Raw genomic sequence first — 18,234 nt, 5'->3', positions numbered from 1 at the left:
TGGCCGGCGAGCGACAGATGGTTTTTGCCGGCCGGGTGCATTCACCGTCCGCCGCCCGTGCGTGAAAGGGGATCCGATCGATGCCGATCTTGCCGGATGTGCTGGCGCCCGGGCTGGATATCGTCTTCTGCGGCACCGGCGCCGGCGCCTGGTCGGCGCGAGTGGGCGCCTATTACGCCAATCCGGGCAACAAGTTCTGGCCGACGCTTCACGCCGTCGGGCTGACGCCACGCCGGATCTCGCCGGCCGATTTTCAGGACGTGCTGGCCTTCGGCATCGGCCTGACCGACGTCGCCAAGGAGCATGTCGGCCAGGATACCGAGATCGACCTCGAACGGGTCGATGCGGCGGCCCTGCGCGACAAGATCGAGCGGTTCCAGCCGCGCCATTTCGCCTTCACCAGCAAGCGTGCGGCGAGCCTGTTCCTCGGCCTCCCGACCGCTCACCTTCCCTATGGCGAGCAGGCGTCGCCGATCGGGTTGACGCGGTTGCATGTGCTGACGTCGCCTTCCGGCCAGGCCGGTCCGCACTGGTCGATCGAGCCGTGGCGGGCGCTCGCCCGGGCCGCCGGCCGGGACGCTGGACAAGCGGCCGGTTTCGCCGCTCAATAGCCGGGAACGCCGAGGGCGGCGCCGGCCGGGGTGGCGCGGCGAGACGACGGCGAGGGAACTTCCATGGCGTCGATCGCCTCGCTCTATCGCTATCCGGTCAAGGGATTCTCCGCCGAGGCGCTTGGCGGCACGGCGCTTCATCCGCATCGCCGCTTCGACGCCGACCGCATCTATGCCGTCGAGAACGGCCCATCCGGCTTCGATCCGGCCGCACCGAGCTATCAGCCCAAGGCCAAGTTCCTCTGTCTCATGAAGAATGCACGGCTGGCGGGGCTTGAGACCCGCTTCGATCCGGCGACGCATGTGTGGTCGATCGACGGGCATGGAGCGCCATTTGCCGCCGACCTCTCCGACCCGGCAGGCCGGGCGGCGACGGAGGCGTTCCTGACAGGCTTCATGGGCGACGAACGGCGCGGGCCACTCAAGGTGCTCTCGGCGCCGGGACACGCCTTCACCGATGTCGGCAAGCCCTACATCTCCTTCATCAACCTTTCCTCTGTGGCGGCGGTCGCCGACCTGGTGGGCGAGGATGTCGATCCCCTGCGGTTTCGCGCCAACCTCTATCTGGACGGGTTGGAGCCCTGGCAGGAGTTCGAACTCGTCGGCAGGGAAGCGACGCTAGGCGGCGCGCGGGTGCGTTTCGCCAAGCGCACCCAGCGCTGCGCCGCGACCAATGTGAATCCCGCGACGGCGGCGCGGGACCTCGACATTCCCGGCACGCTGCTGCGCAACCTCGACCACATGGATTGCGGCATCTATGCCGAGGTTATTGCCGGTGGCGACGTCGCCATCGGGGACACGCTGCATCTGCACGAAATCGAGACCGGCTGATCGGGGGGGCGAAATGCGCGTCGTCGTCATCAACCTCGATCGTTCGCCCGAGCGCCTGGCGACCTTTCGCGTCGAGGCGGAGCGGATCGGTCTCGCATTTGAGCGGCTGGTGGCGGTGGAGACGCAGGCGAACGCCGCGCGGCATGGTCGGCTGACAGCCGGCGAGGTCGGCTGTTTCGAGAGCCACCGTGCGGCCTGGCGATACCTGGTGGAGAGCGGCGATCCGTGGCTTGCGGTGTTTGAGGACGATGTCGTGCTCGCGGCTGCCGTCACCGGCTTCCTCGCGGCGCCGGGGCGGTTTCCGGCCAGGGCGGACCTGATCAAGCTGGAGGCCTTTCCGGATACGGTCACCATCGCGCCGCGCGCGCTGGCGTTCGACGGCTTCGCGCTGCACAGGATGCGGTCGCGGCACCGGGGATCGGCGGGTTATGTCATCTCGCGCCGCGCGGCCATTCGTCTCCTGCAGCGGACGGAAGGGTTCAGGCGGCCGATCGACGTGGTGGTGTTCGATCCCCGCGACGAAGCTGTCCGTGGCCTGCGCATTCACCAGGCGGTGCCGGCGCTCTGCATCCAGGAGCATCTGCTGGCGGCGCGCGCCGGTAGCGCGCCCCTGCATCCGAGCCTGATCGAGCATTCGTCGGCTCTGATTCGGCCGCCGCCGGCAACGCAGCGACAGAGGCTTTCGCGCGAGATCCTGCGCGTGGGACGGCAGATCGCCGGGCGGGTGAACGCGTCGCGGGAGGCCATCCTGCGCTCTCGCCGGCTGGTGGTGCCGTTCCTCGAGGCTTGAGCGCTTCCTACATCGGCACGACGCGCAGGATGCTCCAGCGCGAGGTGCCGGAAACGACGTGCGGCTCCAGCTTCTTACCCCATTCGACATGGGCGGGGATTTTCGAGATCGCCTCGAACAGTCGTTCCAGCTCCGCCAGGTTCTCGACCGTAAGATTGTTCTCGATCGTGGCCTCCAGCGCGCCGATCGAACCGGTGACGACGGACGAGCGGCCCGGATCCACGCCGACCTTGGCGCCGATTTCCCGCTCCCATTCCTTCATCAGTTCGAGGGCTTCCTGCTTGTGTCCGAAGCGAGCGTCGATCTGCCAGCGTGCTATGAACATGACCGGTCCTCCGAAGCGGAAATCGCCGTCCGCCATGACGGCAACCCGAGGTTACCATGCGGAAGGAGGGGCCGAACTTCACGTCTGTGTGGCGCGGCCAGCGCGACTACCGGACGCGCGACTACCAGAATCGCTTGGCGTTTCGAAAGTCGCGCCAGCGCGCGTCGAGGGCGGCAAGGCGGTCGATCTTGTCGCGCGCCGCCCAGCCGGTCATGGCGCCGGCGGCGCGCTGCACCCCCGGCGAAATATCGTCGGCGGCGACATGCTCCAGCAGGCGCTGCGTCGTGGCCATAATGGCGAGTTCGTCGAGTTCCGCCCGTAGGCCAAGGACCCGGTCGCGATAGCGTTTCAGGCGGGCCGAACGTGGCCAGAGCGGCGCCAGGCATTCGAGCGCATGGGCGAACTGCCGCACGGCCCGGTCCACCTCGCGTCGCTCCTCGTCCGAAAGGCGCGATAGCCGCTTGCCGCTCCCGCGCAGGCGACGGTCCGCGCGGGCGATCTCGCGGCGCGCGCGTCCGTCGATCCGGGCGGCAAGGCGCTTCGGCATGCGGCCGTCGGCTTCGCGCCAGGGCGTTTGGGACAGCAGCAAGGCGACGCCGAGCAGCACCTTCTGCGGCAGCGGCCCGGCGAGCAGGTCGCCGGTCCGTCGATAGCTCTCATGGCGTGCGGCGGCCGCGCCTTCGGTGAGCGCCGCGATATCGGCCGTACCGGCCAGTTCCTCGATCCGCCGGGCCAGGGTTTCGGAGATGAAGATGTCCCAGTTGCGGGCTTCGCCGAGGCCGTCGGAGAGGGCGCGCGCATCGCGGCGCGCCGTCTCGAACGGAGCTTCCGCCGCGAAGCCGGCGCAGAGCTCCAGCCCGGCGCCGAGCCGCTGCAGCGCCATTCGGAGCGCGTGCACCGTGTCCGGTCGCGGCCGGTCGAGCGCCGCGCGCACCGCCGTCACCAGCTCCGCCTGGCCCGTCGTCAGGATCGCGGCGATGGCCGCGTCGGCAGTCATGCCGGCGGCGAGCAGGGCGTTACCCTCGGGGGATTTGCGTTTCGGCATGGCGGGCGTCCGGCGGAACGGGATTTCCGGGTCTCTCTAGACCGTTCCGGCGCGGGCCGGAAGGGACCTCAGCTGCCGATTGCTGCGCGGGCGATGGCGGTGACGCCATCCGCGACGAACTGCACGGCCAGCGCCGAGAGCAGCACGCCGAGAAGGCGGGTCAGCACGATCCGCCCCGTATTGCCCAGCATGCGATCGAGCGGGCCGGCGAGCAGAAAGACGAGCAGACAGCATCCGATCAGCATGGCGATGATCACCAGCAGCCCGAGCAGCCCGATGGTGCTCGGCGCCGAGGCGGAGATCAGGATCGTCGCCGAAATCGCGCCCGGCCCCGCCATAAGCGGAATGGCGAGCGGGAACACGGCGAGATGGTGCACGTCGGTGGGGTCGTGCTGCTGCTCCTCCTCAATGGCGCGGGTCGCGTTGGCGAGCTTGCGCTGGTCGCGCCGCTCGAACACCATTTCGAAGCCGATCCAGAACAGCAGCAGTCCGCCTGCGATGCGGAAGGCCGCGAGCGAGATGCCGAGGAAATTGAGCAGGCCTTCGCCGACGAGCGCGAAGGCGTAGAGAATGGCGATGGCGGTGAGGGTGGCGCGGACGGCCGTCTGCCGGCGCTGGCCGGACGTCATGCCGCGCGTCAGCCCGACGAAGATCGGCGCGAGGCCGATCGGGTCGATCGTGACGAACAGGGTGACAAGCGCGTTGAGAAGGTAGTCGAGCACGTTTCTACGCCCCGCCAAGCTGATCTGGTCATAGCAGCGTATGCCGGTGGCTGTCATCCGGCCCGCCGCTCGTTCCCTCGGGGCAGTCGCCGGCCGCGTGCGACAGATGCGGCGTCGGCGGCCTTGGGTTGTTGACGCCGGCTCGCCACGACGCCAGCTTGTCGCCGACTTTGGACTTCCGGGGGAATCAAACCTTGAATTCGTCGCATTCGGGCCGCCGCCTGCGCCATGCTGTGGCGACCGCCGTCCTGCTCGCCATCGTCGCTGCGTCCGGCGCTTCTGCCTCGGCCGCGGATCTTGGCGTGTCGCAGGAGACGGCGCCGGCGCGCCAGAGCGATTGGTCGGTGATCGTCAGCCCCTATCTCTGGGCCGCGTCGTTGCAGGGCGAGGGCGCGCTGCGCGGTATTCCGGTCAATGTCGACGTGCCCTTCAGCGAGACCTTCAAGAATCTCGACATCGGCCTGATGGGCGTCGTCGAGGTAACGAACGGCGCGTTCGGCGTCTTCGTCAACGGCGAGTATGTCGACGTCACCAGCGAGAAGACGTTCCGTCCCAAGCTTCCCGTCATCGGCCAGACCGAAGTGAATGTGGGGGCGGGCACGACGACCACCATCGTCTCCGCCGGCGCCTATTACCGGGCCTTCGAAGCGCCGCTCGGCGGCGACAACGCATTCGGCGGGGCACGCGTCCTTGGCATCTCGCCGCTCGCCGGCCTGCGCTGGACCCGGCTCGAAGGCAACCTCAGCGTGGAGGTGCCGGACGTGGCCTCTCGCGAAGTTTCCGACAGCGTGCAGTGGGTCGATCCGTTCGTCGGTGCGCGCGTCGACATCGACCTGACCCCGCGCTGGAACCTGGCGATCGAAGGCGATGTCGGCGGCTTCGACATCGGCTCGCGCATCAGCCTCAATGGGCAGGCCTATCTCGGCTATCGCACCCAGATCCTGGGCCACGAGACGATGTGGCGGATCGGCTATCGCGCGCTCTATCAGGACTACACCAAGGGCGGATTCGACTGGGACGTCACCCAGCACGGCCCAGTCATCGGCGCGTCGGTTCGCTTCTAGCCCGGCGCTGCCGCAGCGCACTCTGGCGGGGCCGGCGGGTCGCCTTTTGCCGGCGTCGCGCATTGCCGATCCCGACCACGCCGAAATGCAGGGAAATCCGGCATTTCGGCGCGATTCCTTGAGTCTGCCACAGGCGGCCTCTATGATGTCCGCAATCGAAACTGATTCCGGAAAATAACTTGTCCGATACCCACGAGCCGCCAAGCCCCGACGAGCCGGGTGATGGCCGCCCTTCCGACTTCGAAACGATCTCGATCACCGATGAGATGAAGCGGAGCTATCTCGATTACGCGATGAGCGTGATCGTGAGCCGCGCGCTTCCGGATGCGCGCGACGGCCTCAAGCCGGTGCACCGCCGCATCCTCTATTCGATGAACGAGAACGGCTACGACTGGAACAAGTCGTATCGCAAGTCGGCGCGTATCGTCGGCGACGTGATCGGTAAGTACCATCCCCATGGCGATCAGTCCGTGTACATGGCGCTGGTGCGCATGGCGCAGGACTTCTCGATGCGCGTCATGCTGGCCGACGGCCAGGGCAATTTCGGCTCGGTCGACGGCGACAGCCCGGCCGCCATGCGTTACACCGAGGTCCGCCTCGCCAAGCCGGCGCATTCGCTGCTGGAGGACATCGACAAGGATACGGTCGACTTCCAGGACAACTACGACAATTCGGAGCGCGAGCCGGTCGTCCTGCCGGCGCGCTTCCCGAACCTGCTCGTCAATGGCGCCGGCGGCATCGCCGTCGGCATGGCGACCAACATCCCGTCGCACAATCTCAGCGAAGTCATCGACGGCTGCGTCGCCTATCTCGAAAACCCCGGCATCAGCATCGATGAGCTGATGGAGATCATTCCGGGTCCGGATTTCCCGACCGCCGGCCTGATCATCGGCCGAGCCGGCATCCGTGCCGCCTATCACGAAGGCCGCGGCTCCGTGCTGATGCGCGGCCGCGTGACGGTCGAGACGATCCGCAAGGAACGCGAGGCTCTCATCATCCATGAGATCCCGTACCAGGTGAACAAGGCTACGATGATCGAGAAGATCGCCGAACTCGTCCGCGACAAGCGGATCGAGGGCATCTCCGACATCCGCGACGAGTCTGATCGCCAGGGCATGCGCGTCGTCATCGAGCTGAAGCGCGATGCCGTCGCCGACGTCGTGCTAAACCAAGTCTACCGCTATTCGCCGCTCCAGACGTCCTTCGGCGTCAACATGGTGGCGCTTACGGGCGGCAAGCCGCAGCTGATGAATCTGAAGGACCTGATCCAGGCCTTCGTCGTCTTCCGCGAGGAAGTGGTCGCGCGGCGCACGCGCTTCCTGCTCGCCAAGGCGCGTGACCGCGCGCATATCTTGGTCGGCCTCGGCATCGCTGTCGCCAATATCGACGAGGTCATCCACCTGATCCGCACCGCGCCCGATCCGTCGACGGCGCGCGAGCGGCTGATGGAGCGGCACTGGCCGGCGGCCGACATCGCGCCGCTGGTCGCGCTGATCGACGATCCGCGCCACAAGCTCGCGGACGACAGCACCTACCAGCTGTCGGAAGCGCAGGCCCGCGCCATCCTCGACCTGCGCCTGCAGCGCCTGACAGCCCTCGGTCGCGACGAAATCGCCGACGAGCTGAACAAGTTGGGCGCCGAGATCGCCGACTACCTCGACATCCTGCGCTCGCGCGCCCGCATCGTCGCGATCGTCCGCGAGGAACTGATCGCCGTTCGCGACGAGTTCGGCACCCCGCGCAAGACCGAGATCCTCGACGGCGGCGTCGACTTCGAAGATGAAGACCTGATCCAGCGCGAGGACATGGTCGTCACCGTCAGCCACGAGGGCTACATCAAGCGCGTGCCGCTGGTGACCTACCGGGCCCAGCATCGCGGCGGCAAGGGTCGCGCCGGCATGGCGACGAAGGACGAGGATTTCGTTACCCGCCTGTTCGTCACCAATACGCACACACCCGTCGTGTTCTTCTCCTCGCGCGGCATCGCCTACAAGATGAAGGTCTGGCGCCTGCCGCTCGCGGCGCCCCAGGCTCGCGGCAAGTTCCTGAACAACCTGCTGCCGTTGCAGGACGGCGAGCGCATCACCTCGATCCTGCTGCTGCCGGAGGACGAGGACAGCTGGTCGACGCTCGACGTGATGTTCGCGACGACGCGCGGCACGGTCCGCCGCAACAAGCTGTCCGACTTCGTCCAGGTGAACCGCAATGGCAAGATCGCCATGAAGTTCGACGAAGAGGGCGACGCGATCGTCGACGTCCAGCTCTGCTCCGAGCATGACGACGTCTTGCTGACGACAGCCAAGGGCCAGTGCATCCGCTTCGCCGTCACCGATGTCCGCGTCTTCAAGGGGCGTGACTCGACCGGCGTGCGCGGCATCTCGCTGGCCGAAGGCGACCGCATCATCTCGATGGCGATCCTGCATCACTTCGACGCCAATGGCGACGAGCGCGCGGCCTATCTGAAGATGAGCCGCGCCGTGCGCGGCGAGGTCGAGGACGCGACGGTCATCGAGCACGATGCCGACGAGACGCCGGGCAGCGCCACGCTGCCGCAGGCGCGCTACGCCGAGATGAGCGCCGCCGAGCAGTTCGTCCTCACCATCTCCGAGAACGGTTACGGCAAGCGGACCTCGTCCTTCGAGTACCGCATCACCGGTCGCGGCGGTAAGGGCATCGTCGCCATGGCCGTCAACGAGCGGAACGGCGATCTGATCGCCTCGTTCCCGGTCGAGGATGCGGACCAGATCATGCTGGTCACCGATGGCGGCCAGATGATCCGCATGCCGGTCGGCGGCGACAAGCCGATCCGCATCGTCGGCCGCGGTTCGCAGGGTGTCATCGTCTTCAACACCAATGACACGGAGAAGGTCGTTTCGGTCGACCGCCTCACCGATGTCGAGGAAGACGGTCCGGAAGCGGAATCCGCGCCGCAGGCGCCGACGGAAGGCTAGCCGGTTCTCCAAATGAGTGACGCCGGCCTCAGGGGGTCAGGCCGGCGTCATTTCGGGGGAGGCTAGGTTTTGGAGGTCGTCAGGGTGTGAGGGGAAACCCTCAGTTCGCGCCCGGGAGGGGAACGCGAGTGATAACGGAGTAGCCCTCCTGCCGCTCGACGACGGCGATCATCGGGGCTCCGGCATTGTCCATGGCCGAGACGGAAAGGCGATCGCCCTTCTTGGCTGCGGGAACGTCCCGGTCGGAATAGGCGGCTGCGCTGGCGAAACCAACCGCAATGGTGGCTGCGGCGCAAGTTGCGAGAATGGCGGTGTGGAACCACGATGTCATGGCTTGCCCTCCGTGTGCTGTTGCGCCGATATGTGGACGCAACCTGCTCTTCTGCCTATGAACCGCATCACAACTGGCTGTTCATTGACTATTCATCTGGGGAAGCAATGCGGGTTTGTGAAGTTGGTTCCTTGATGAAGTCTTTCTTTCCTTCGTAAACCTTGCGTGAGAATCCGGTGTCATTCCGGGAGCGGGACGTGAACATGGCGCGTGTTGGACTGTATCCGGGCTCCTTCGATCCGCCGACCAACGGCCATCTCGACATGCTGCGCGCGGCGCTGGTGGTGGTCGATCGGCTGGTGGTGGCTATCGGCGTCCATCCCGGCAAGACGCCGCTCTTTTCTTTCGATGAGCGCGTGGCGCTGATCCGCGAGCTGGCGGACCAGATCGAGGGCGGGGCGGGGCGAATCGAGGTGATGTCCTTCGATGGGCTGACCATTGATGCGGCGCGCGATTGCGGCGCTTCGGTGATGATCCGCGGGCTTCGCGACGGCACCGATCTCGATTATGAGATGCAGCTCGCGGGCATGAATGACGGCATGGCAGCCGATATCCAGACTGTTTTCCTGCCGGCAACGTCCGCGACGCGTCATATAACGGCGACGCTGGTGCGCCAGATTGCGAAGATGGGCGGCGACGTTTCTGCCTTCGTTCCGGCGGCCGTTGCCCGAAAGCTGACACAAAAATTCAGTTCCTGACGTCGCCGCAAAGGGCGGTACCGTCCACCGACCGGAGGTCTCTGTGACCCGTTTCCTTGGCCTGTTCGCGGCGATCGCCGCTGCGTTTCTCTTCATTGCCGCGCCCGCCCAGGCCGCGAGCGAGAAGCTCGACCCCGAGAACACGATCTATCTCGACCTGAAGGATGGTCGCGTCGTGATCAAGCTGCGCCCGGACCTGGCGCCGAACCATGTCGCGCAGATCAAGAAGCTGACGCGCGAGGGCTTCTACAACGGCATCGTCTTCCACCGCGTGATCGACGGCTTCATGGCGCAGACCGGCGACCCGACCGGCACCGGCATGGGCGGCTCGAAGGAGCCCGACCTCAAGGCCGAGTTCTCGAAGGCGCATTTCGCCCGCGGCACGCTCGGCATGGCGCGCGCGCAGAACCCGGATTCGGCCAACTCGCAGTTCTTCATCATGTTCGCCGATGGTGGCTTCCTCGACGGCCAGTACACCGTCTGGGGTGAAGTCGTCGACGGCATGCAGTATGTGGACAACATCGCGAAGGGTGAGCCGCCGGCAAACCCCGACAAGATCGTCAAGATGCAGATCGCCGCCGACGCCAAGTAAGTCGGCACGTTCGCTGCGCCGTCTTCCGGCGCGGCCCTACAGAAGGAGATAACCGTGGCCGAAATCAAGGACCCGGAGAACACCCTCATCCTCGAGACCACCCAGGGCACGGCGATCATCGCTCTGCGTCCGGACCTCGCTCCCAACCACGTCGCGCGCATCAAGGAACTGGCCCGCGAGGGCTTTTATGACGGCATCGTCTTCCATCGCGTGATCGACGGCTTCATGGCGCAGACCGGCGATCCGACCGGCACCGGCATGGGCGGCTCCGGCAAGAAGCTGAAGGCCGAGTTCTCGCGTGAGCCGCATGTCCGAGGCACCGCCTCGATGGCCCGCGCCCAGAACCCGGATTCGGGCGATAGCCAGTTCTTCCTCTGCTTCGGCGATGCGCGCTTCCTCGACGGCCAGTACACCGTCTGGGGCCAGGTGATCGAGGGCATGGAGAACATCGACAAGATCAAGCGCGGCGAGCCCGTCCAGAACCCGGACAAGATCGTCTCGATGAAGGTTGCCGCCGACGCGGCGTAAGCCGTCGCGGTTCGCGGCTGGTCTTTCCGGCCGCCCAGGTTGAAATGCAGCGCGTCCCGGCCATCGCCGGGGCGCGCTTTCTTGTAGTCGGGGGCCATGCCGCGTGCCTTCCTGACCTTGTTGCGGCGCAACCGTCTGGCCGACCATCCCTCGCGCCAAGCTGAATTTCACAGGAACGGATCATGCTCGGCGTCTCGGTGGCGGGCTTTCCTCGTGCGCGGATCGAGCCGCCCACGCTCATCGGTATCAGCGCGGTGTTGATGTGGAGCGCCACGATCGGCCTCTATCGCAACATCTCGGAGACCTTCGGCGCCGTCGGCGGCTCCGCCCTGATCTTCACCTTCAGCGGCATCGTCGCGACGCTCTATGGCGGCCGCGCCGCCTTTCGGGGCCACTCGCGTCTCTACCTGCTCTTTGGCGGCGCGATGTTCGTCACCTACGAGATCGCGCTGGCGCTTGCCGTCGGCCTCGCCCAGGACCGGACCCAGACGGTCGAAGTGGGCATGATCAACTATCTCTGGCCGTGCTTCACCATCGCGCTCGCCGTCATGGTCGGGCAGGCGAGGGCGGATCTTCTGCTGGTGCCGGGGGTGATGCTCTCGCTCGCCGGCGTGCTGCTGGCGTCGTCCGGCTCCGGCTTTTCGCTGCATTCGATGCTCGACAACGTCGCCGGCAACCCGCTGCCCTATTTCCTGGCGCTCGTCGCCGCGATCACCTGGCCGCTCTACACGATCTTCACCCGGCGCCTGTCGGGCGGAAAGAGCGCCGTGCCGCCTTTCCTGCTGATGACGGCGGCGCTGCTGTGGATCTACTATTTCACCAGCGACCAACCGCCGCTGCATTTCGACCTGCGCGGCCTCACCATGACACTCCTGTTCGGCGTGCTGACGACGCTCGCCTATTCCGCCTGGACCCATGGCGTCTCCCACGGCAACCTCACCCTTATGGCGACGGCCTCCTACTTCACGCCGCTGCTGTCGGTGATGCTGTCCAGCATCCTGCTCGACATGATGCCGGGCATGAATTTCTGGGGCGGCGCGCTGCTCGTCACCGGCGGCTCGCTCGTCTGCTGGTTCGCCTCGCGGCAATAAGCCTTGCCGGCGAAGGTTGAGATCGGGGCCTTCGCCCGTTAGGAAGGGCGCGCATACGCAGCGGAACGAGAGAATGCGCGTCGACCTATTCGATTTTGAGCTCCCCGAGGAGAATATCGCCCTGCGGCCTGCCCGGCCGCGCGACGCCGCCCGGCTGCTCGTCGTCCGACAGGGAGAGCCCCTTGAGGACCGCATCGTGCGCGAGCTGCCGGACATGCTCCGCCCGGGCGATGCGCTCGTGTTCAACGACACCAAGGTGATCCCGGCCCAGCTCTTTGGCGAGCGGGTGCGTGACGGCGTCGCGGCGCGGATCGGCGTGACGCTGCACATGCGCGAGGCGGCGGACCGCTGGCGGGCTTTCGTGCGTCCGGCCAAGAAGCTGCAGCTCGGCGATCGCATCCAGTTCGGCGAGAGCGCCGATCGCGCCTGCCTGCTTGCGGGCCTCGCCGCGACCGTCGCCGAAAAGGGCGATGCGGGCGAAGTCGTGCTCGCCTTCGACCTCAGCGGTCCGGCGCTCGATGAGGCGATCGCTTCCGTCGGCCATATCCCGCTGCCGCCCTACATCGCCTCGAAGCGCCACGAGGACGACGAGGACCGGCAGGACTACCAGACGATCTATGCCCGCGAGGAGGGCGCCGTCGCCGCGCCGACCGCCGGCCTGCATTTCACGCCGGACCTGTTCGCGCGTCTCGACGCGCTGGGCGTCGAGCGGCATTTCGTGACGCTGCATGTCGGCGCCGGCACCTTCCTGCCGGTCAAGGCCGACGATACTGAAGAGCACAAGATGCACGCCGAGATCGGCGAGGTCTCGGCCGCGACGGCGGATGCGCTCAATGCGGTGCGGGCGCGCGGCAACCGCGTCATCGCCGTCGGTACGACGTCCCTGCGACTGCTCGAGAGCGCCGCCGGCGAAGACAAGATCATCCGGCCGTTCCATGGCCCGACCAGTATCTTCATTACGCCGGGCTACCGCTTCCGCGCGATCGATCTCTTGATGACCAATTTCCACCTGCCGCGCTCGACCCTGTTCATGCTCGTCTCGGCCTTTGCCGGGCTGGAGACGATGCGGGCGGCCTATGAGCACGCGATCGCCACCGGCTACCGCTTCTATTCCTACGGCGATGCGTCGCTGCTTTTCCCGAACGAGACACCATGACCGAGCAATTCACCTTCAAGCTGCTCGCCAAGGACGGCATGGCGCGACGCGGCGAGATCTCCATGCCGCGCGGGACCATCCGCACACCAGCCTTCATGCCGGTCGGCACGGCCGGCACCGTCAAGGCGATGTATCCGGGCCAGGTGCGCGACCTCGGGGCCGACGTGATCCTCGGCAACACCTATCACCTGATGCTGCGCCCCGGCGCGGAACGGGTGGCGAAGCTCGGCGGCCTGCACACCTTCGCGCAGTGGCCGCACCCGATCCTGACCGATTCCGGCGGTTTCCAGGTGATGTCGCTCTCCAAGCTGCGCAAGCTGAACGAGAAGGGCGTCACCTTCCAGAGCCATGTCGACGGCCGCCGCTATGAGCTGACGCCCGAACGCTCGGTCGAGATCCAGGGCCTGCTCGGTAGCGACATCCAGATGCAGCTCGACGAATGCGTCGGCCTGCCGACGACCGAGAAGGAAATCGAGCGCGCGATGAACCTGTCGCTGCGCTGGGCCGAGCGCTCCAAGGCCGCCTTCGGCGACCAGCCGGGCAAGGCGATCTTCGGCATCGTCCAGGGCGGCGACAATCCGCGTCTGCGGATCGAGAGCGCCAGGGCGCTCGCCGCCATGGATTTCAAGGGCTATTCGGTCGGCGGCCTCGCCGTCGGCGAACCGCAGGAAGTGATGCTCGACATCCTGTCGATCACCACGCCGGAAATGCCGGAGTTGAAGCCGCGCTACCTGATGGGCGTCGGCACGCCGGACGATATCCTCGAATCGGTGGCGCGCGGCATCGACATGTTCGACTGCGTGATGCCGACGCGCGCCGGCCGGCACGGCCTCGCCTTCACCCGCTTCGGCAAGGTGAACCTCAAGAACGCCCGCCATGCGGAAGATCATCGTCCGCTCGACGAGGCGTCGGACTGCCCGGCGAGCCGCGATTATTCGCGCGCCTACCTGCATCACCTCTTCAAGTCGGGCGAGACGCTGGCGTCGATGCTGCTGACCTGGAACAACCTCGCCTATTACCAGAGCCTGATGGCCGGCATCCGCGCGGCGATCGACGAGGGACGGTTCGAGGAATTCCGCCTGGCGACCAAGGAAGGCTGGGCGCGGGGCGACATCCCCGCGCTCTGAGGGCTTCTTCTCGCCGCGGTCGCGGGCGCGCTCTTTAAATGGTCTTTGATCCTGCCCCCGCAGCTTCGATCGACCCGCTCCCTCCGCCGGGCGGAGGGAGGAGAAGCGCTCCGGCTGTCGGCGCCGTCAGTGGGTCCAGCCCGGGAACAGCGCCGTCAGACTCGTGACCATCATTTCCACGCCGATCGCGGCGAGGATCATCCCCATGAGGCGCTTGGTCACGCTCATGACCGTCGGCGAAACGACGCGTCCGATGAACGGGGCCGCTATCATCATTGCGGCGAGGACGACGAGGAAAGCGGCGAGGCCGATCCAGAACGCCATCTCCTGGCCGGTCGATCTTCCCTCGTGGGCATAGACCACCAGGGTTGCGATGGAACCCGGGCCAAGCAGGAGCGGAATGCTCATCGGATAGAACGCGACATTGCTTGCGGTCTTGTAGGTCTTTTGTTCCGCAGCCGATCCGGCATGTGCGGGGCTGTCCTCGCCGTTGAGCAGGGATAGGGCCAGCAGGAGGACGACGAGGCCTCCGGCGAGGCGGAAATTATTCACCGTCAGACCGAAGAATTCCAGAATCGCGGTTCCGGCAAGCGCGGAAACGACGCTGCCGATTGCGACGGTAATCGTGACGAGGATGGCGGTCCGGCGCTGCTCACCCGGGGCCATGCCCGCTGTCAGCGAGAGGAATATGGGTACACCCGCGATCGGGTTGATGATCGCAAACAATGCCGAAAAAATCTTGATCGCAAATGTGACGTCCATTGGCCCCCGGTCTCCTGTGCATCCGCTTGTTGCGGTGCATCCTTTCCTTCGCTTCAGGGTTGGTCAAGAGGATCACCGCCTATTCAGGCGTGCCGTCCCGTCGCATGCCGAGACTGCATTCCGATGACGCTGTTTTCGACCGGCTGGACGGGGAGGGAGGCTGGGAGGACTATGGAAACAGTCGGATCGCCTTGGTGCTGTCGGCAGCCGATTCCGCGGCGATGGCGGCGGTCGAAAACAGCGAGGCGGCCAGCAGGAAGACGATCGTCGTGAAGGCAATGCGGGACATCATGCACTCCGGCAACGCGTCGGATCTCGTGGATCCATCGCTTGAACTAGCCGCCCGCGGCAGAATGGCAAGGTTTTGCGCCTGCCTGGCGCTTCCGGCGAGGTTCGCGCGCGGCCGGAGGGACGGCCAGGCGCCGATGCCGCCGGAGCGGAGTGGATTGCCGGGAGGGGGACGGACCTGATATCCCCATCCATCACATGACGCCCTGCCGGAGGCCCTGATGCGAGCCCTTTTCGTCCAGATCAAATGCCATCTCGGGCGTGCCTATGAGGTGGCGAATGCCATCGCCGACGCGGAGATCGCCTCGGAGATCTATTCGACCGCTGGCGAATTCGACCTCCTGGTGAAGTTCTACCTGCCGGACGACGCCGATCCCGGCCATTTCGTCACCGAATCGGTGCAGCGTTTCGACGGCATCCGCGATACGCGCACGATCATGACCTTCCGGGCCTTCTAGGGTCACCCCAGCCAGATCATCAGGTGCTGTGCAAATCAGCCGGGCCCGCGTAAGGAGAGTCGCATCCATCTTTCGCCTGCTTCTTGCCTCAGGAAGGAGCGGGTAGTCCTGACGCGAGACGAGCTGAAGCGAGACGACATGACGACGATGATGAAGACGAGCCTGATCGCATCCGCACTCATGCTGGCGCCGCTGGCGGCGCAGGCGCAGAACAAGCCGGTCGCGCCGCCGCTGATGGTCAGCGCCGGCAAGTGCGACAAGCTCGTCGTCGCCGGCAAGGACGCCACGAAGCAGTGCCGCAACGAGGTGGCAAGCCAGCCCATGCCGGGCGGCGCCGTCATGTTCATCTTCACGCAGGGCAAGACGCTGATCGGTTTCACCGGCGACGCGACCAAGCTTTCGGGCGACAAGAAGACGGGCATTGCCGGATTGCCGGTGGTCGACGTCAATATCCGCTCCGGCAAGGAGCCGAAGATCCTTCACGCGACCGAGGGGCTCTGCAAGTTCAGCGATCCCTATTCCGGCAAGCCGGCGATCGTCACCTGCACGGCCAAGACGGCGGAAGGCACCTTCACGGGCTCGTTCAAGTCGAACGGCAAGCCGCCCAAGGCGCAGCAATAAGCGGCTTCAGCCGCGCGGCGCGAACAGGATGACCGACGCGCCGGCGATGCAGATGGCGGCGCCGGCGAAATCCCAGCGATCGGGCCGGGCGCCCTCGACGATCCAGAGCCACAGGATCGACAGCGCGATATAGATGCCGCCATAGGCCGCATAGGCGCGGCCGGCGGCAGCGCTGTCGATCCATGTCAGCAGATAGGCGAAGAGGGCGAGCGACAGGGCGCCTGGCACGAGCCACAAGGGGGAGTGATCGAGCTTCAGCCACGCCCAGAAGGCGAAGCAACCGGCGATTTCCGCCAGCCCGGCGGCGACGTAGATCGCGATCGAAACCATGGCAGCCCCGTATGGATCATTTCGGCGCGACCGCCGACATGTGGGCGGATCCCATCCGCTCGGCCCTCGCAAGGCGGGATCGCCTTGGGTGGTCAGTCTTGTCGAATGGGACGAAGCAGGGGAGTGGTGAGCCCGTCGGGATTCGAACCCGAGACCCCATGATTAAAAGTCACGTGCTCTACCGGCTGAGCTACGGGCTCATCGAGGCAGTGCCTCGAATTGGGGCGGAACCTAGTCGTCGCGGGCGGATGGGTCAATAGTCCCACTGGCCGAGTATGGCCAACGGTCCACGGATTTCGTCGATCGTCGGCCGGCGCCTGCATGTTTGCGGGCGATTGCTGCGCCGGGATAGGGTATCAAGCCGCCATATTCGTCCGTTACAATGGTTCCAGGTTCGGGATCACGGCAAAAGTGAAGGCGTCAGCATGCGCATAGCGATGATCGGTTCTGGTTATGTCGGCCTCGTCTCCGGCGCATGTCTCGCGGATTTCGGCCACGACGTCACCTGCATCGACAAGGACGCGGCCAAGATCGAGGCTCTGAAGCAGAACCATATCCCGATCTTCGAGCCCGGGCTCGAAGCGCTGGTCGCTTCCAACGTCCGGGCAGGCCGCCTCTCCTTCACCACCGAACTGGCGGGCCCTGTCGGCGAGGCGGATGTCGTCTTCATCGCGGTCGGCACGCCGTCGCGGCGCGGCGATGGCCATGCCGATCTCTCCTACGTCTATGCGGCGGCGCGCGAGATCGCCCAGGCGGTCAAGGGCTTCACCGTCGTCGTCACCAAGTCGACTGTGCCTGTCGGCACCGGCGACGAGGTAGAGCGGATCATCCGCGAGACCAATCCGGATGCGGACGTGGCGGTGGTATCCAATCCCGAGTTCCTGCGCGAGGGCGCGGCGATCGCCGATTTCAAGCGGCCCGACCGAATCGTCGTCGGCGTCGAAGGCGAGCGCGGCAAGGATGTGATGGCGGGCGTGTATCGGCCGCTCTACCTGAACCAGGCGCCGATCCTGTTCACGTCGCGCCGCTCCTCCGAACTGATCAAGTACGCCGCCAACGCCTTCCTGGCGATGAAGATCACCTTCATCAACGAGATGGCCGATCTCTGCGAGAGCGTCGGCGCCGACGTCCAGGCGGTGTCGCGCGGCATCGGCCTCGACAACCGCATCGGTTCGAAATTCCTGCATGCCGGCCCCGGCTATGGCGGTTCGTGCTTCCCAAAGGACACGCTGGCCCTCGTCAAGACGGCTCAGGACCAGGGAACGCCGCTACGGCTGATCGAAACCACCGTCTCGATCAACGACCAGCGCAAGCGTGCCATGGCGCGCAAGGTGATCCAGGCCTCGGGGGGCGAGATCCGCGGCAAGAAGGTCGCCGTCCTCGGCCTGACCTTCAAGCCGAATACCGACGACATGCGCGAAGCGCCGTCGCTGTCGATCATCCAGGCGCTGCAGGATGCGGGCGCGCGGGTTTCGGCCTTCGACCCCGAAGGCATCGAGCCGGCGCGGCAGGTCCTTGCCGACGTCCACTACGCCACGGATGCCTATGACGCTGCACAGGATGCCGATGTCCTCGTCATCGTGACGGAATGGGATATCTTCCGGGCGCTCGACCTGAAGCGGCTGAAGGCGACTATGCGCACGCCGTTGATGGTCGACCTGCGCAACATCTATCGTCGCGAGGATGTCGTTCGCGAAGGCTTTCGCTATTTCAGCGTTGGCCGTCCCGGCGACGATGCCGCGTTCCACCTTGACGTCGCCGCCGAATAGCGCCGCCGGCTCTCCGGACCGATCGCCTAGCGTCATGCCGGCGCGCCCGGCATGGCGGGCGCACGCAGATGTGCACTTGATTGAGAATGGTGCGGCCCTTGATGGCGGGCTGCTTGCGATGGATAAGGGGCCATCACAAGCAGT

The 18,234-nt window shown here is 66.1% G+C and carries 20 protein-coding genes and 1 tRNA gene; 14 read left to right on the top strand and 7 right to left on the bottom strand.

What is annotated here, in order from left to right; translation table 11 throughout:
• Positions 1–80 precede the first annotated feature (80 nt).
• The 3 genes from WFK98_RS09500 (at position 81) to WFK98_RS09490 (ending at position 2,232) form a co-directional block, all read left to right on the top strand.
• Complete coding sequence (locus WFK98_RS09500; RefSeq protein WP_266337763.1) at positions 81–611, top strand: mismatch-specific DNA-glycosylase; 531 nt, start codon at positions 81–83, stop codon at positions 609–611.
• Between the two features lie 63 nt (positions 612–674).
• The gene (locus tag WFK98_RS09495; protein WP_336800049.1) at positions 675–1,442 is read left to right on the top strand and encodes an MOSC domain-containing protein; all 768 of its coding nucleotides are present in this window, start codon (positions 675–677) and stop codon (positions 1,440–1,442) included.
• 13 nt (positions 1,443–1,455) lie between these two features.
• Positions 1,456–2,232 carry a glycosyltransferase family 25 protein gene (locus WFK98_RS09490; RefSeq protein ID WP_336800048.1) on the top strand — a complete coding sequence of 259 codons (777 nt, stop codon included), beginning with the start codon at positions 1,456–1,458 and terminating at the stop codon, positions 2,230–2,232.
• Between the two features lie 7 nt (positions 2,233–2,239).
• Here WFK98_RS09490 and WFK98_RS09485 read toward each other — a convergent pair whose 3' ends face one another.
• The 3 genes from WFK98_RS09485 to WFK98_RS09475 all read right to left on the bottom strand — a co-directional run bounded on the left by WFK98_RS09485 (position 2,240) and on the right by WFK98_RS09475 (position 4,324).
• Positions 2,240–2,557 carry a hypothetical protein gene (locus WFK98_RS09485; protein ID WP_266337760.1) on the bottom strand — a complete coding sequence of 106 codons (318 nt, stop codon included), beginning with the start codon at positions 2,555–2,557 and terminating at the stop codon, positions 2,240–2,242.
• Positions 2,558–2,678: 121 nt separating this feature from the next.
• Positions 2,679–3,602: a CHAD domain-containing protein gene (locus tag WFK98_RS09480; RefSeq protein ID WP_336800047.1), complete on the bottom strand. Its 924-nt coding sequence runs from the start codon at positions 3,600–3,602 to the stop codon at positions 2,679–2,681.
• A gap of 68 nt (positions 3,603–3,670) precedes the next feature.
• Complete coding sequence (locus tag WFK98_RS09475) at positions 3,671–4,324, bottom strand: MarC family protein (RefSeq protein WP_266337758.1); 654 nt, start codon at positions 4,322–4,324, stop codon at positions 3,671–3,673.
• A gap of 194 nt (positions 4,325–4,518) precedes the next feature.
• Here WFK98_RS09475 and WFK98_RS09470 point away from each other — a divergent pair, with 194 nt between their 5' ends.
• Both WFK98_RS09470 and gyrA read left to right on the top strand, forming a co-directional pair.
• Positions 4,519–5,388 carry a hypothetical protein gene (locus WFK98_RS09470; protein WP_336800046.1) on the top strand — a complete coding sequence of 290 codons (870 nt, stop codon included), beginning with the start codon at positions 4,519–4,521 and terminating at the stop codon, positions 5,386–5,388.
• A 179-nt stretch (positions 5,389–5,567) separates the two neighbouring features.
• Positions 5,568–8,339 carry a DNA gyrase subunit A gene (gene gyrA, locus WFK98_RS09465; protein WP_442907393.1) on the top strand — a complete coding sequence of 924 codons (2,772 nt, stop codon included), beginning with the start codon at positions 5,568–5,570 and terminating at the stop codon, positions 8,337–8,339.
• 100 nt (positions 8,340–8,439) lie between these two features.
• On the opposite strand, the gene WFK98_RS09460 is transcribed toward gyrA, so the two are convergent.
• Positions 8,440–8,670 carry a hypothetical protein gene (locus WFK98_RS09460; protein ID WP_266337756.1) on the bottom strand — a complete coding sequence of 77 codons (231 nt, stop codon included), beginning with the start codon at positions 8,668–8,670 and terminating at the stop codon, positions 8,440–8,442.
• A gap of 203 nt (positions 8,671–8,873) precedes the next feature.
• Here WFK98_RS09460 and coaD point away from each other — a divergent pair, with 203 nt between their 5' ends.
• The 6 genes from coaD (at position 8,874) to tgt (ending at position 13,862) form a co-directional block, all read left to right on the top strand.
• Positions 8,874–9,368, top strand: a complete 495-nt coding sequence (gene coaD / locus WFK98_RS09455) for a pantetheine-phosphate adenylyltransferase (protein WP_336800326.1) — start codon at positions 8,874–8,876, stop codon at positions 9,366–9,368.
• A gap of 73 nt (positions 9,369–9,441) precedes the next feature.
• Entirely contained in the window at positions 9,442–9,960 is a 519-nt protein-coding gene (locus WFK98_RS09450) for a peptidylprolyl isomerase (protein WP_442907405.1), read from the top strand.
• 54 nt (positions 9,961–10,014) lie between these two features.
• Complete coding sequence (locus WFK98_RS09445) at positions 10,015–10,488, top strand: peptidylprolyl isomerase (protein WP_420909602.1); 474 nt, start codon at positions 10,015–10,017, stop codon at positions 10,486–10,488.
• 182 nt (positions 10,489–10,670) lie between these two features.
• Positions 10,671–11,579 (top strand): aromatic amino acid DMT transporter YddG, encoded by a 909-nt coding sequence (yddG, locus tag WFK98_RS09440; RefSeq protein WP_336800045.1) that lies wholly within the window; start codon positions 10,671–10,673, stop codon positions 11,577–11,579.
• A 73-nt stretch (positions 11,580–11,652) separates the two neighbouring features.
• Positions 11,653–12,735, top strand: coding sequence for a tRNA preQ1(34) S-adenosylmethionine ribosyltransferase-isomerase QueA (gene queA / locus WFK98_RS09435; protein WP_336800044.1), 1,083 nt, complete (start codon positions 11,653–11,655; stop codon positions 12,733–12,735).
• The gene (tgt, locus tag WFK98_RS09430; RefSeq protein ID WP_266337753.1) at positions 12,732–13,862 is read left to right on the top strand and encodes a tRNA guanosine(34) transglycosylase Tgt; all 1,131 of its coding nucleotides are present in this window, start codon (positions 12,732–12,734) and stop codon (positions 13,860–13,862) included. Before queA ends, tgt begins: the two co-directional genes overlap by 4 nt.
• Before the next feature lie 126 nt (positions 13,863–13,988).
• On the opposite strand, the gene WFK98_RS09425 is transcribed toward tgt, so the two are convergent.
• Positions 13,989–14,624 (bottom strand): MarC family protein, encoded by a 636-nt coding sequence (locus tag WFK98_RS09425; RefSeq protein ID WP_336800043.1) that lies wholly within the window; start codon positions 14,622–14,624, stop codon positions 13,989–13,991.
• Positions 14,625–15,133: 509 nt separating this feature from the next.
• Here WFK98_RS09425 and WFK98_RS09420 point away from each other — a divergent pair.
• Both WFK98_RS09420 and WFK98_RS09415 read left to right on the top strand, forming a co-directional pair.
• A complete protein-coding gene (locus WFK98_RS09420) occupies positions 15,134–15,370 on the top strand; it encodes an Lrp/AsnC ligand binding domain-containing protein (RefSeq protein WP_018184528.1) in 237 nt (78 codons plus the stop codon).
• Between the two features lie 138 nt (positions 15,371–15,508).
• Complete coding sequence (locus WFK98_RS09415) at positions 15,509–15,991, top strand: hypothetical protein (protein ID WP_336800042.1); 483 nt, start codon at positions 15,509–15,511, stop codon at positions 15,989–15,991.
• Between the two features lie 6 nt (positions 15,992–15,997).
• Here WFK98_RS09415 and WFK98_RS09410 read toward each other — a convergent pair whose 3' ends face one another.
• Together WFK98_RS09410 and WFK98_RS09405 are read right to left on the bottom strand one after the other, a co-directional pair.
• Positions 15,998–16,321 carry a YnfA family protein gene (locus WFK98_RS09410; protein WP_336800041.1) on the bottom strand — a complete coding sequence of 108 codons (324 nt, stop codon included), beginning with the start codon at positions 16,319–16,321 and terminating at the stop codon, positions 15,998–16,000.
• A 124-nt stretch (positions 16,322–16,445) separates the two neighbouring features.
• A tRNA-Lys gene (locus WFK98_RS09405) sits at positions 16,446–16,521 on the bottom strand.
• A gap of 225 nt (positions 16,522–16,746) precedes the next feature.
• On the opposite strand from WFK98_RS09405, the gene WFK98_RS09400 reads away from it, so the two are divergent.
• Positions 16,747–18,090, top strand: coding sequence for a UDP-glucose dehydrogenase family protein (locus WFK98_RS09400; RefSeq protein WP_266337749.1), 1,344 nt, complete (start codon positions 16,747–16,749; stop codon positions 18,088–18,090).
• The last annotated feature ends 144 nt before the right edge of the window (positions 18,091–18,234 follow it).

The organism is Kaistia sp. MMO-174 (genome assembly GCF_037147815.1).
GTDB classification, from domain to species: Bacteria; Pseudomonadota; Alphaproteobacteria; order Rhizobiales; family Kaistiaceae; genus Kaistia; species Kaistia nematophila.
This window is presented reverse-complemented; position numbering and strand designations above follow the sequence as displayed.

Coding starts and splice junctions, on each gene's coding strand:
- WFK98_RS09500 (WP_266337763.1), top strand. CDS start 81: ATGCCGATCTTGCCGGATGTGCTGGCGCCCGGGCTGGATATCGTCTTC.
- WFK98_RS09495 (WP_336800049.1), top strand. CDS start 675: ATGGCGTCGATCGCCTCGCTCTATCGCTATCCGGTCAAGGGATTCTCC.
- WFK98_RS09490 (WP_336800048.1), top strand. CDS start 1,456: ATGCGCGTCGTCGTCATCAACCTCGATCGTTCGCCCGAGCGCCTGGCG.
- WFK98_RS09485 (WP_266337760.1), bottom strand. CDS start 2,557: ATGTTCATAGCACGCTGGCAGATCGACGCTCGCTTCGGACACAAGCAG.
- WFK98_RS09480 (WP_336800047.1), bottom strand. CDS start 3,602: ATGCCGAAACGCAAATCCCCCGAGGGTAACGCCCTGCTCGCCGCCGGC.
- WFK98_RS09460 (WP_266337756.1), bottom strand. CDS start 8,670: ATGACATCGTGGTTCCACACCGCCATTCTCGCAACTTGCGCCGCAGCC.
- coaD (WP_336800326.1), top strand. CDS start 8,874: ATGGCGCGTGTTGGACTGTATCCGGGCTCCTTCGATCCGCCGACCAAC.
- yddG (WP_336800045.1), top strand. CDS start 10,671: ATGCTCGGCGTCTCGGTGGCGGGCTTTCCTCGTGCGCGGATCGAGCCG.
- queA (WP_336800044.1), top strand. CDS start 11,653: ATGCGCGTCGACCTATTCGATTTTGAGCTCCCCGAGGAGAATATCGCC.
- tgt (WP_266337753.1), top strand. CDS start 12,732: ATGACCGAGCAATTCACCTTCAAGCTGCTCGCCAAGGACGGCATGGCG.
- WFK98_RS09425 (WP_336800043.1), bottom strand. CDS start 14,624: ATGGACGTCACATTTGCGATCAAGATTTTTTCGGCATTGTTTGCGATC.
- WFK98_RS09420 (WP_018184528.1), top strand. CDS start 15,134: ATGCGAGCCCTTTTCGTCCAGATCAAATGCCATCTCGGGCGTGCCTAT.
- WFK98_RS09415 (WP_336800042.1), top strand. CDS start 15,509: ATGACGACGATGATGAAGACGAGCCTGATCGCATCCGCACTCATGCTG.
- WFK98_RS09410 (WP_336800041.1), bottom strand. CDS start 16,321: ATGGTTTCGATCGCGATCTACGTCGCCGCCGGGCTGGCGGAAATCGCC.
- WFK98_RS09400 (WP_266337749.1), top strand. CDS start 16,747: ATGCGCATAGCGATGATCGGTTCTGGTTATGTCGGCCTCGTCTCCGGC.